The 10,691-nt window shown below is 57.3% G+C and carries 8 protein-coding genes and 1 pseudogene; 4 read left to right on the top strand and 5 right to left on the bottom strand.

Annotated features, from left to right (window positions below; all coding sequences use genetic code 11):
- Nucleotides 1-41 precede the first annotated feature (41 nt).
- Together HMPREF3175_RS10610 and HMPREF3175_RS02750 are read left to right on the top strand one after the other, a co-directional pair.
- Nucleotides 42-146, top strand: a pseudogene (locus HMPREF3175_RS10610) (type IIL restriction-modification enzyme MmeI); the annotation flags it as partial.
- The gene (locus tag HMPREF3175_RS02750) at nt 129-413 is read left to right on the top strand and encodes a type IIL restriction-modification enzyme MmeI (RefSeq protein ID WP_370991811.1); all 285 of its coding nucleotides are present in this window, start codon (nt 129-131) and stop codon (nt 411-413) included. The pseudogene HMPREF3175_RS10610 and the gene HMPREF3175_RS02750, both read left to right, overlap by 18 nt.
- A 295-nt stretch (nt 414-708) precedes the next feature.
- Here HMPREF3175_RS02750 and HMPREF3175_RS02745 read toward each other — a convergent pair whose 3' ends face one another.
- From HMPREF3175_RS02745 to HMPREF3175_RS02735, 3 genes are all read right to left on the bottom strand, one after another.
- A complete protein-coding gene (locus HMPREF3175_RS02745) occupies nt 709-1,332 on the bottom strand; it encodes a hypothetical protein (RefSeq protein ID WP_218078868.1) in 624 nt (207 codons plus the stop codon).
- Between the two features lie 487 nt (nt 1,333-1,819).
- On the bottom strand, nt 1,820-6,397 hold the full coding sequence (locus tag HMPREF3175_RS02740; protein WP_070490562.1) for a hypothetical protein: 4,578 nt from the start codon (nt 6,395-6,397) through the stop codon (nt 1,820-1,822).
- Nucleotides 6,390-7,286 (bottom strand): DUF4132 domain-containing protein, encoded by an 897-nt coding sequence (locus HMPREF3175_RS02735; protein ID WP_070490561.1) that lies wholly within the window; start codon nt 7,284-7,286, stop codon nt 6,390-6,392. The genes HMPREF3175_RS02740 and HMPREF3175_RS02735 overlap by 8 nt, the downstream gene beginning before the upstream one ends.
- Nucleotides 7,287-7,401: 115 nt before the next feature.
- On the opposite strand from HMPREF3175_RS02735, the gene HMPREF3175_RS02730 reads away from it, so the two are divergent.
- Together HMPREF3175_RS02730 and HMPREF3175_RS02725 are read left to right on the top strand one after the other, a co-directional pair.
- Nucleotides 7,402-8,427 (top strand): DUF4272 domain-containing protein, encoded by a 1,026-nt coding sequence (locus HMPREF3175_RS02730; RefSeq protein ID WP_035754415.1) that lies wholly within the window; start codon nt 7,402-7,404, stop codon nt 8,425-8,427.
- A 64-nt stretch (nt 8,428-8,491) separates the two neighbouring features.
- On the top strand, nt 8,492-8,875 hold the full coding sequence (locus HMPREF3175_RS02725; protein WP_035754417.1) for a VOC family protein: 384 nt from the start codon (nt 8,492-8,494) through the stop codon (nt 8,873-8,875).
- A 155-nt stretch (nt 8,876-9,030) separates the two neighbouring features.
- Here the strand turns inward: HMPREF3175_RS02725 and HMPREF3175_RS02720 are convergent, their stop codons facing one another.
- Nucleotides 9,031-10,068 (bottom strand): ankyrin repeat domain-containing protein, encoded by a 1,038-nt coding sequence (locus HMPREF3175_RS02720; protein ID WP_070490560.1) that lies wholly within the window; start codon nt 10,066-10,068, stop codon nt 9,031-9,033.
- A gap of 98 nt (nt 10,069-10,166) precedes the next feature.
- Entirely contained in the window at nt 10,167-10,439 is a 273-nt protein-coding gene (locus HMPREF3175_RS02715) for an SdpI family protein (protein WP_070490559.1), read from the bottom strand.
- Nucleotides 10,440-10,691: the final 252 nt, after the last annotated feature.

The following is a 10,691-nucleotide window of genomic DNA, read 5'->3' as shown; positions in this document are numbered from 1 at the left end:
GAGGTAGGAACTAAACCCAGGACGCTTCAACTCGTTACCATTTCGGGGTCATCCAATCACGTACTCATAATGCCTGGATGCGAGTGGTAGCGGGACGGTTGAAGTCCGATTACCGCTATTCAATCGGTATGGTCTACAACAACTTCGTGTGGCCGGAAGTGACTGAGCAACAGCGCGCTGAGATTGCTCGGCTCGGGCAGGGAGTGCTCGATGCCCGCGCACAGTACTCCGGCGCCACCATCGCACAACTGTATGACCTTAAGAGCGATTTCCTGTACCCCGACCTCAAAGCGGCGCATGAAGCTCTCGACGCTGCCGTGGAACGCGCCTACGGGCTCGAACCGGGCTGTCCCGAGAGTGAGATCGTGGCCCTCTTGTTCAAGCTTTACGAGCAGGCTTCCAATCAAGCATGATTCTGTGTGTAGCCCGAAGGCAACTGGAGGTAGCAAGGTGACTACACCCGACATCGAAGTTGATTACGATTCCGTGGATTTAATCCTGGACGTCATCGGCCGTTGCTTGCATGTGGACCGGAAACTCAACCAGCGTTCAACCGTGCACTGATCGTGCGGCCATTTTGAACTAGCACCCGACCACGCTTATCTGTACCCCGGACTCAAAGCGGTAGGGCGTGCACGCATGAGAAAAATGAGAATCTGTGGGATAGGGGATGACAAATGTCATCGGTGCCGGTGTGGTGAACGCAGGTTACTGTTCTTGATGTGAAGCGCGGTTGCGGACTTTTCGGATGAGTTCTACGTTTGCTTCGAAGTCACTATGACTACGGCCAGGGTAGTGGGGCATGCCCCCGTTACGCAGATCGGTGAGGGATTTCCAGACGGTAGCTTCCAGACGTTGTGTGAGTAGGAAGCGCCAGTTGTCGAGTGACAGACTTGCGACGATCTGATCAGGGGTTGCTTCCAGCCCTGCTTGCTTCAGTCGGTTCTTGGCTTTCCGGACGTTATTCCGGAAGCCACGGATCTGGTATTTCGGGGAGTCCCACCAACATCTGATGCCAGCAGCAGCGCGTAGCCTCACGTCAATGAAATTTCGCAGGAGCACCTCGATATGGCTGATGTCTTCCAAGAAGGCTTTCGAGATCCTGGTGTTCCACACGTACCAGGTGTCGACCGGTTCGATCCGGTAGCGGCTGAGCCTGGCAGGCGAGAACCACTCCTGCAACGTCTCACGACTCACAGCGGGAGCGTGATAAGATGGAAGGCGATAGGCCTCGGGAAGGTCAATGCCGCGAAACATCGGTATACCCCCGAGGTCATTGTTTTTCTCGGAATGTTCGTCGTAAGACATGGGGGTGTCGTGGGCTGGTGCCACAGCACCTCCTATCGAGTTTAGCTATCCATATTCGGCGTTATTTCTAAAGCGGCAGAGGAACTAGTTTCAGCCGGCTATGAACTTTCATCAAGCATACTGAAAATCTAAGGCAGGATGAGTTCTTGAAGTGTCCCGAGTTTTGTTCCTAGGCTTGTGCCTTAGTTTCCATTGACGATTTCAGCTGCCAAGTCTTTCGGCATCCGTTCAAAATGCGTCTATCGCGTCGAGCTGCCTGTGTCCACAGCCTGGCGGTGTGCCATGAAACACCCAGTTTCGGCGCCACAATCTTGCACGCATTTTGCATAGAAAGGTTCTCTGCCAAGATGCGATCCTCAACAAGGCGGACCACGCGATCCTAGGCATCTTGATCAAATTTCTTTGGCATATTCCAGACTTTCCCATCTACTCAAACCGAACAAGACCTGGGACACTTCAGGTTCATGTGTGACCCCGCAATGTTCGCGTCTGGCTGCTCGCCTACAGGTGTTCAGCGTTTTCCTCGCGTGGTTTTCAGCTCCGAAAATCGTGGGGCGTCTTCGCCTTGGGAACGCTCCCAACATGCGGCAAACCACTCCGGCGCTGGTAGCGGCGCGAGGGGAACTCCCAGCCCAGGTTCGTACTTGCTACCGGCAGCGTTGAGGCGCATCGCAAAGGGCTCTACTTTCCAGCTCTCCAACGGTAGATGCGGTGGAACGGCTTCAACCCAACTACCTTGGAGGAAGAAACTGCGTCTGGAACGTGACCGTTTCGCTTCAACAACGACATCCAGCGCGAGCAATTCCTTGCCCGCCGCGGTGATTTCCGCCTTTTGCCAGCTATTCCAGCGGCGCACATTCGCATCCGTCGGATCCGGCCACGCCAAAAGTTGCAGATAGTAGCGTGCAGCGTCCTCACTCACACCCAGCGTGGTGCTGGCTTTAGCCACGAGCTGCGGGACCACAGCGAGTGGATCATGCGGATCGCCGCCATCGTATTTTCCACGCAGCCACTGTGCATAGGTGGAAAGCCTGCCGGAAAGCGTCAGGTTGAGAGCTGTCAGTGTCCCCATATCTCCATAGTTTTCAGTACACCAGCGGCGTGCTAAGTGAAGGTCTGGGTCTTCCGGATCATCGATGCCCGTGAGGTCTACGCGCAGACGGTCACGGAGCGTACAGTCGGTCGCTTCGACTCGGAACCGGCTGGACTGCAGAGCGTCATCGATGGTGAATCCCATGGTCCGCTGCAAGTCGGCATCATCAAAAATGCTGCCAGCCTTGACATCGTCCAGGCCGCTAGGGGAGTGGATCAACTCCTCAACGTAGCCAGCAAGGGCGGCGCGCCGGGCATCGGATAGGTCCAGCTCGTGGGCCAGCCAGAGCACTGCTGCGACTTCGGTTGTCCAGTCTTCTTCACTATGTTCACCTGCCAGGACAGACTCCACCGTCTTGCTCGGTAGGTGTTTTGGTATGCGATCAAGACACTCAGGGGGCGCTGCACCCAGGGCAGTTCTTGTTCCAGGCCAACGAGCAGCCATGGCGTGAACATCAAGACCTTGATCCAACAGTTCCGCGGGATCCTCGGGGACACCGGCGGCGAGCACACTCAGGAAGTCCCCCTGGAACTCGTTGAGCCTCGCCCGAGCTTCTGTAACCTCATTCACCTTCAGACCCATTGTTGTGCGCAGCTCTTTGGGCACGAAATTGACAAAGTCCGCGTTGAAATTGGGGAAGCCCACCATCACCAAATGTGCGTTAGCCACGGGCATTCCAGTAGCTTCGGCGAACGCGATTCCTGGCTCAGGTGACCACGGTGCAGGCCCGTTTTCTGTGACACGCTCGAGTAAAGCATCAAAGATCGGCTCCAGATCCGTACGGCCAGGCGAAAACTCACGCCGGTTCACCTCAGGGCAGGTGTTCCCATCGATCACGACGGGCCCGTCGCTGGCTTTGCGCAGAAGCTGCAGGGGCCTTCTAGAGTAGTCGCTGATGAGTACGGATGAGGGATAGCTGAAGGTGTAGTCCACCGCCACGTCTTCGGGCGGTTCAATCTCGTCCACGACCAGGTCAGTAGCATCCACTACACCGGCTGTACGCATCACGAGCCACAGTTCCTTCAAGCCTTGAATCTCCTCGGCAGTGCGGTCTGGGAGCGCTGCTAGAGCAAGAAGACCGTCCGTGGCGCCGAGCAGCTCAGACCAGACGTGGGTGCCGCTAGCGCCAAAATCAAGCGATTCATTGGCGCTTGTCTCGGTGGTGTTCGTTTTGGACAGTGGGTATTGGTGAAGGCCCAGCTTAGCTGTATCGTCCCAAATTTCTTTGACCTTGATCCGGAACCAGTAGCGGCTCAGAAGCGAGGTAAGCGGTGCGTGATGTTGCTCAAACGTGGGTGCGTCCGGCAGGGTGTCAAGTGGACCCGCAACGTCTGGTTGTGGCCAGGACTCCAGCACGTTACGAGCATGCTGGATAACCGCCGAGCACAAGGCTGGGGAGTTCACGCCAAGCTTGTTGGAGACTTCTGCATACAGCCTTCTCCGCTGCTTAGAATCTCCAGCTGCAGCTATGTTCGCTGCGATGTACTCAAGAGCTGGACGCACGTGGTCTGCGGTGATCGTGCGCAACCGCGAACTGAGCTGAGGGTCCCGTGGCCGGGTATGGTGCCACCACAGAGCGGTGTTGAAATCTACTCCGTAATAACGCGTGGTTGCTCCGTCCTCAGGGTGGAGGAGCGAGTAGCCCCAATCTGTGCGAAGCAGAATGCGCGGTTGCCCATCAGGCAAGCGGACGACACCCGATGCTCGCTGTGCATCTTCGCCTGTAATCGGGTACTCAGTGCCATCCGTGTCAACGATGAGCGCGAAATCCGGGGAATTAGGGCTGTAGAACACTGCGTGCCGGTGATACCCCTGCGCAGTGGAGAAAGGGGAATCGGTGGTCGCCTCGGTGACAGGTCGCAACTGTGAATGGAACGGTTGAAAAATAAGGTCGGGGTGGCGTTTACATTGCTCTTGAATCCATTCCGGCATGGATTGAGGGCCTTCGGCACCGGTTTCCGGATCGATTTCAACGAGTGTCCGATCGTGCTGGAGAATCCAGATGCGGTCTTCTTCTACGAAGAACTGCGCGTTTCGGTTATTCCAGGTGTGGTGATCAGGGCGAATAACTGTCTTTGAGTCGATAAGACGACCGCCCGGAACGGGCACAGACCCGCCGGGAAGATGTCCAGAGCCTGAATGCTGCTTAACCGGGAGGCGCGCGCCGGAAGCAGGCCAGTTGATGTGTTCTTCGCCGGTTTCTCGGTCCAAGGTCAACAGTGCAAACTGTCCATCAACCTCGGTGGCCCCGATGATAGGTTCATCAGTCCCGTGAGGGATATCCCGAGTGGTGCGGCCAGACACGTATGTCGCCTGGTTGTTGTTATAGACCACCACGCCCGGCCAACAGTCCTGAGCGCGGTTTGTATTGGAAAAATCGTGTGACTCTACAGAGCCGTAGGCTTTCTCAAACTCATGCCACCCCAACTCCTCGAGCAGTCCCCGGCGCAGTGTTTCCGCCAGTACCTCGGCAGGATCCTTGTGGTAGGTCCGTACACGGTCCAGTAAGTTCTGCACTTGTTCATCGTCAACTGCTTCGAAGCCACGGACATACCGGGTTGCACCAACCAGCCGATCTACGGTTGGTGCGCTGGCTTCAAGAAGCTCGACCTTCGCGGTGAGGAGTTCAATCACCAGCGGACGGAGGTATGGGTCCGCGGCAACAGCAGACATGACGTCGGGGTCCGTGAGATTCTTGTCGATGCCGTTGATGATGTACTGCCGGTACTGTTCATCAGCAATCAGGTGTGGAAGCGGAGCCCGGTTTTCACTGTATGCCCAGTTCGCCACATTGATGAATGGCTTGAGGGGCCCACTATGCACGGTCAACCTCACGCCGTGGGCCGCAAGTTGCTCACATGCTTCAGGGGGTATTTGACTGAGCGTTCCCCGCTCCACCCCCATGGAGGTGCATCCAGCTTGTGGAAGAAGTTCCGCAAGCAATGGCGCCAGTTTCGCATTCGCTTGTGTGCGGCCGCTTTTGTGCTGTGAAGCGAACGTCAAAATGAGGGGAACGAACTCGGGGTGGGTGCCCTGCTTGACTAATTCGAGTGAGCCAGTTGCCTGAAGCAGGTCAATCCAGGCATCAGGTTCTGCATTTCTCGGTTGCAGTGTTAACAGATGCTCGCGTAGTTCCGCATCGTGCTGTGCTGCCCTGCGTATAGCGGGATAGTAGTTCTTCCAAAAACTGGGGGCAGCGTACTCGACCGAACTGGTGCGTAGCAGCTCGCGGATAAGGCGGGCTTCTTCCTCAGCAGGGTCCAGTCCGGCGGCCTTTGCCAGCTTGGCTACATCTTTCTTCAAGCTGGCGTGGGGAGACAAGCCGCTGTGGGCACATTCGATGCATAGGGTTCGGAATCTCTCCAAGGCTTCAGCCGGCTCAAGCCTCCGGGACAAACTGCTCGCCTCAGCGGTGAGTTCTTTATGGTTGATTGCCCCGGCGTAAGCGAATTCTAGGAAGACGTCACGGTGCCGTGTTTCGTCGATAGGCACTGCATAGCGGCGCTCAATCTCGCGTGCACGAGTGAACATGTGCGCAGCATATGGGATATTTCCTGCGCGGAGGTAGGCGCGTGCTGCCTCTTCTAGGAATGTTGGCAGGAAGTGTGGCGCGCTCTCCTCCAACGTGGTGGCCAGTGCGAGAATATTTGCTTTGGTGGTCCCTGGTTTCGACTTGGCGAGGCGGGTTGCTCGTTTCAGGTCCGCAACAAGGTTCAGTGCGTGCCGAGCATTCTTCGGGTCGGTGAGGACAGGCCATGCTGGGAACCCGGTTCCACGGCGCTGAATGTGGCCTACGCGAGTGCTGCCCTTGAATTCGATGCCAGACACCGCAAGAGCGAGGGTCTCTGCTTCCAACAGTGGTTCCGGAATGAGTTTGACGATGTTGCGGCCAGGCAACGTAGCATGGGCGAAAGTTGCCGCGCGGAGCGGGAACGATGCATCGTTAGGCTGCAGCGTGATGCCGCCGTGTTCGGTGATAGTGCGGTCATCAGTCATTTTCTTTCACCGTCCCACCATCGTGAATGCGTGTGGCCATGCGGACACCTTCGCTGTATGCCACGGGTCCAAGCTCCCTCACCGGAATGGTCTTGCCATTAACCAGCCAGGAGAGCTCACCCGTCCACGACTCTTCTGTGCGGTTGTTCGCGGCCCCAATCCGATACTGGGCCAGCACCAGGCGCCCGTCCTCGTGGATGTGGGTCACCGCGAAGTCACCTTGAATGCTGTAGCCAGCTGCGTGGGCGCGGGCGACGGCAAAGAGGCCCTGATCGAACCGCGCGCCTGCCCACGTGTCTAACGCAGTCACAGACTCATCCGGAAGCGGGTCCGGCAGTTCATATGCCGCGCGATGCAACTGATCGAAGCGCTGCTGGATGCCTAGACCCGCAGCTAGCTTTTGAAGACTAGCCAGATCCTCAATCAACGTGGGGTGGGGGATGAGGATCTCCTCGGACACGAGAGTGCGCGTCTGCCCGTCTCGGTTGAGGATGCGCAAACTGATCTGATCATTAGCGGCGTTGACGTCCTGCAAGAACCCTGCCGTCCCCGCATTAGACGTTCCGCCTTCGTCAACAGGCTGAATGAACAGGCCGCGTAGCCAGGACTGCCATGTCTCATCCGGCCAGACCGCTGCAAGAACGGTGGAGGGAACCGGCGACGAGCGCACTAGCCACTTCTGCACTGTCGCCCCGCACTCAGCATCGTGGTCCTGCAACCAGGTGCGCAGGTCCTGGAGATCAAGAAAGATCTCAGTTTTCTTCACTGCGGCCGGCACAGATTTCAAAACCTTACCTTTGGAATTGCGGGCCAGAATCACGCCATCTGCAATGGTCAGCGCGTATCCGTTGGGTGTATCAATCCAGGTGAGATCTGGCGGTACGGTCATGCGTCACAATGTACCTGACTCACAGCCTTGAGGGGCGGGTGGACTGCTCTAGCGTAGCGTGCTTATCCAGCTGTTACGTCTAGCAGGGGGAAGTGAGCTGGGATAAAGTTCAGGCATGCCTATTACTGCATTCGCGACGGTCAAAGACGAGGTCCAAGGACCGTATTCGCAACAGCGTAGTTTCGATACCCCGGAGATGGAACAGCAGCGGCGTGGCTTCACCGGATACGTGTGGGAGCGCGGCGGTCAGGAGATGACACCGAGCATGTTCGGGCTCATCCGTCACATCGCGGATACGAGGCGCCAGTATGTGTTCGAGCGTGAGGACCTGCGCGGCTTGGAGGACTGGGCGGAGCGAACTAATGCGGTGTTCTTGATGCCTGACGGCGCGGTAGTGAACGTCCATGGCGAGGACATCATCGCAGGAGGCTCCGTGCCGTATCATCCTGCGGCTTGGGAACGGGCACAGCGTGTGCGGGCAGGAATCACACGGGATACCGGTGTGGAGTTGCCTGAGCATTATCCTCCGGTGCGTAGCGAGTTTGAGGTTGTGGTGCGCGGAGAGCGCGAGATTGCTCAACGGTTCATTTCGCTCATTGCGGCTACTGAGCTGGCGGGCCACTTCTTTACTGAGGATGGGGCGCCGTTGGAAGCGATTCGTGGCGTGCTACCTGGGGCGTTTGAGACGCTGACACCAATGGAAGCGCGGTTTGTTGAGTTGCTCGAATCCGGAGCGACGGCCCAAACCGAGACGCCTGCCGGTGCGGAGGCACGGAACTTGGCGGCGCAGCTGGAGTGGCAGGTCGAAGCGGCGCAGATGCTCGCGCATGTGGTAGGCCTCTGGGAGCTTCCGGAGGGTGAACTTCAGGTTAGCCCGGGGCCGCTAGTCACATGGGTTGCAGACAACGGTGAGGCCGCTGTCTATGAGAATGTGACCTCGCTGGCCGCGTTGACCGAAATGTGCGAGAAGTACGAGTTTGTTCGTTCGATGCGGTGGATCGCCGACGATGAACGGGCACATCCTGAACGGCAGGCTACTATCGACGTCCCGACCGCCGGCACATTGCTCGAATGGCACCGTGCGCTGTCTTGGCTGTTCAACCCGGAAACAGACTGGGACGAAGTAGACCTATCGACCTAACGGTCGAAACAGGCCGAGCGGAGCTGGCTTTTATTCCTGGACGAGCAAAAAGCAGGTTTGATGCATGCATCACATAGAAATTTATGTGAGTGATATAGCCAGGAGTAGAGAATTCTACTCCTGGCTACTAGAGGCACTGGGATTTTTCATATACCAAGAATGGGAAGAAGGCTTCTCATACAAGAAAGACGGACTGTATCTTGTTTTCGTTCAAGCCCAAAAGAAATATGTGGCGCACGGATACAACAGATGCAATATAGGCTTGAATCATCTAGCTTTTTCTTGCGCCGCCACTGAAGAGATTGACCTGCTGAGAGAAAAACTTTTATCCAAAGGGGTCACTTTGTTGTATGACGACAGGTACCCCCATGCAGGTGGAGGCGAAAGCTATGCAGTCTATTTTGAGGATCCCGATCGAATCAAATTAGAAGTAGCCCTGGCCGATTAAAGCAGGGAAGTAAGATCCTCTCTGAGCCGTGCTCCTGCAAGCCGATGTGACTGACTAGTTCGCCGGTCAGCGTGTTCAGCAAACCGACAGCACACCGTTGGAGCGTCTGCGCAAGTATTAGGGGATCTCTACGCTCGGGTAACCCCTGCGCTGGGTTATCGCTGGTAGGGGAGCTCGCCACTGTTCGGCACCGGTTCAGGGTGCTCGATCACGTACTGCACTGAGGCCGCCTCGATAGCCTTGAGCGCAGCCTCGTCAAGGAGCCCCCGCCTCAACGACGCGATGGGCACAGCATGGGTTCCGACGATGTCCAGCCAGGTATCGCACATAGCCCGGTAGTCGTCGTCCCAGTTCCCGCCGCCGTTATTGAACAGCTCGCCGCCGATCCTGCCCGCGATGCGCACCACCTCACCCTGCACGGTCTCCGCTGGCCCACCCATGGGCACCAGGTAATCCCACAGCCACGAGAACTGTTTCCGCACCGGAAGGTCAGGGACCTCGATGCGGCTAGTTCCATCGTGCGGTTCGATCAGTTGCACTGGCGGCACTCCGGAGAGCCGATACAGTTCCTCCATAGCGGCGTCGACGGCTCGGGTCCCGTCGGTGGTTTCCTTCCTCAATCGCGCGGTCTGGGCATGTTCCTTACCGAGCTTCGCAACAAAGCGGCGACCATCGTCGGTCAGGTGCGCGCCGGCGTCGAGCAGGAAGGACAAAGTCTCCACGATGTAAGGTAGCTTGTAGCCTCCGTAGGAGTGAGCCACGGCTTTGTCAGCTGCGGTGTAGTCGTGTGGCCATTCGAGAGCATGGATGTTGGCGCCGTGCTCGAGGAGCAAACGCACGGCTTCGACGCGGTACGAGTTCGCCGCGATCATGAGCGGTAGGTACCTGCTTTCAGGATTGGGGTTGGCGCCAAGCTCCAGCAACAGCTGCATACGTGGGATGTCCCAGTCGCTCGCGGCGGCAGCCAGCGGCGTGTAGCCGAAGCGGTCCTGAATATCGATGTCAAGACCCTGCTCGAGCAGCCACCGCACCAACTCCGGTGGGGAATCAACCAACGCGAGCGCTGTTCGCTTGTAATACCCGGTGGTCGCTTCCAGCAGGCACGTATCGTAGACAGCCTTCATCGCATCGAGGTCGCCGCTTTCGAGGATCTCAGCAAAGTTCGAAGGCAGAGTTTTACGCTTGCGAGCCATACGTTGATGCTAGCAAGCAGAAGGCTGGGTAGGGGCGGGGCGGAGAGAGCTTGGTTCCTGCGGCGAAACAGCGCGTTCGCCCAGTTGTTGATCCGCTATTAGGACGCGACATCCTTGGCACGCCGGTGGCCTATGACGCTACCCCAGATCAGGATGACGACTTGCAGCGCCAAGGCGACGGTGGGAATGGAGTAGTGGATCGCCGCTTTGTGCGCTACATCCCAGACCTCATCCGATGCGAAGGTCGCTTTGGTCCGGATGCCGATTAATTGATTGCGCTCTAAACTGCCCTCGTTCGCCGCCTTGGCCATCCAGACCGCTAACAAAGAGATCAGCGACGCATCAATGAGAAAGAAGACGAAAAGAATCAATGGTCCAGCGACTACGAAGGGGAACCTGTGTCACACCTGCCCGGTCGACGTGAATGGCCATTTCGATGATCGAATCGAGCCGGCGCTGGATCTGCTCAGTGAGCGCGGGGTAAGGCATCACAGTGGTGGCCATGTGGTTATCCACCAGCGTGTATTGCGATCAACGGTACCGAATGCCTCGTTACTTGAGGCCATCCATCAGCGTCTCAATCCTGACGAGGTATGTTCTGTCGATTCCTCCAATATATTCTT

The sequence above is a fragment of the Arthrobacter sp. HMSC08H08 genome (assembly GCF_001807575.1).
Taxonomy (GTDB): Bacteria; Actinomycetota; Actinomycetes; order Actinomycetales; family Micrococcaceae; genus Pseudoglutamicibacter; species Pseudoglutamicibacter albus.
The sequence above is the reverse complement of the archived record's forward strand: the minus strand, read 5'-3'. Positions and strand labels throughout refer to the sequence as shown.

Excerpts from the sequence above, each read along its gene's own strand:
- HMPREF3175_RS02735 (WP_070490561.1), bottom strand. The coding sequence starts at position 7,286 with ATGACCGTACCGCCAGATCTCACCTGGATTGATACACCCAACGGATAC.
- HMPREF3175_RS02740 (WP_070490562.1), bottom strand. The coding sequence starts at position 6,397 with ATGACTGATGACCGCACTATCACCGAACACGGCGGCATCACGCTGCAG.
- HMPREF3175_RS02725 (WP_035754417.1), top strand. The coding sequence starts at position 8,492 with ATGCATCACATAGAAATTTATGTGAGTGATATAGCCAGGAGTAGAGAA.
- HMPREF3175_RS02720 (WP_070490560.1), bottom strand. The coding sequence starts at position 10,068 with ATGGCTCGCAAGCGTAAAACTCTGCCTTCGAACTTTGCTGAGATCCTC.
- HMPREF3175_RS02750 (WP_370991811.1), top strand. The coding sequence starts at position 129 with ATGGTCTACAACAACTTCGTGTGGCCGGAAGTGACTGAGCAACAGCGC.
- HMPREF3175_RS02730 (WP_035754415.1), top strand. The coding sequence starts at position 7,402 with ATGCCTATTACTGCATTCGCGACGGTCAAAGACGAGGTCCAAGGACCG.